The organism is Gilliamella sp. X-60, assembly GCF_057063585.1.
In genome coordinates this window covers 1-1,067 of record NZ_JBXSQJ010000056.1, presented here as the reverse complement: position 1 = coordinate 1,067, position 1,067 = coordinate 1, and the positions used below count along the sequence as shown (strand labels likewise).

At 42.0% G+C, this 1,067-nt stretch carries 1 protein-coding gene; it reads left to right on the top strand.

Annotated features, from left to right (window positions below; all coding sequences use genetic code 11):
- A partial coding sequence (gene tuf, locus ACYIAM_RS13030; RefSeq protein WP_483748558.1) for an elongation factor Tu occupies positions 1-1,065 on the top strand: 1,065 nt, incomplete at its 5' end.
- Positions 1,066-1,067: the final 2 nt, after the last annotated feature.

The following is a 1,067-nucleotide window of genomic DNA, read 5'->3' as shown; positions in this document are numbered from 1 at the left end:
GGCGGTCAAGCTCGTGCATTCGATCAAATCGATAACGCACCAGAAGAAAAAGCACGTGGTATCACCATCAACACTTCACACGTTGAATATGACACACCAACTCGTCACTACGCACACGTAGACTGCCCGGGCCATGCTGACTATGTTAAAAACATGATCACTGGTGCGGCACAAATGGACGGTGCTATCTTAGTCGTAGCTGCAACAGATGGTCCTATGCCACAAACTCGTGAGCACATTCTTTTAGGTCGTCAAGTAGGTGTTCCTTACATCATCGTATTCTTAAACAAATGTGATATGGTTGATGACGAAGAGTTATTAGAATTAGTTGAAATGGAAGTACGTGAACTTCTATCTCAATATGATTTCCCAGGTGATGATACACCAGTGATTCGTGGTTCAGCGCTAAAAGCGTTAGAAGGCGAAGCAGCATGGGAAGACAAAATTGTTGAATTAGCTGAAGCATTAGACAGCTATATCCCAGAGCCAGAGCGTGATATCGACAAACCATTCCTATTACCAATTGAAGATGTATTCTCAATTTCAGGTCGTGGTACAGTAGTAACAGGTCGTGTTGAACGCGGTGTTATCAAAGTTGGTGAAGAAGTTGAAATCGTGGGTATCAAACCGACAACTAAAACCACTTGTACTGGTGTTGAAATGTTCCGTAAATTACTTGACGAAGGTCGTGCGGGTGAAAACGTTGGTGTATTACTACGTGGTACAAAACGTGAAGAAATCGAACGTGGTCAAGTACTTGCAAAACCAGGTTCAATTACACCACATACTGATTTTGAATCAGAAGTGTATATCTTAAGCAAAGATGAAGGTGGTCGTCATACTCCATTCTTTAAAGGTTACCGTCCACAGTTCTACTTCCGTACAACTGACGTAACAGGTACTATCGAATTACCAGAAGGTGTAGAAATGGTAATGCCTGGTGATAACATTAAAATGACAGTATCATTAATTCACCCAATCGCGATGGCTGAAGGTTTACGTTTTGCGATTCGTGAAGGTGGTCGTACTGTTGGTGCTGGTGTTGTTGCTAAAGTTATTAAGTAATT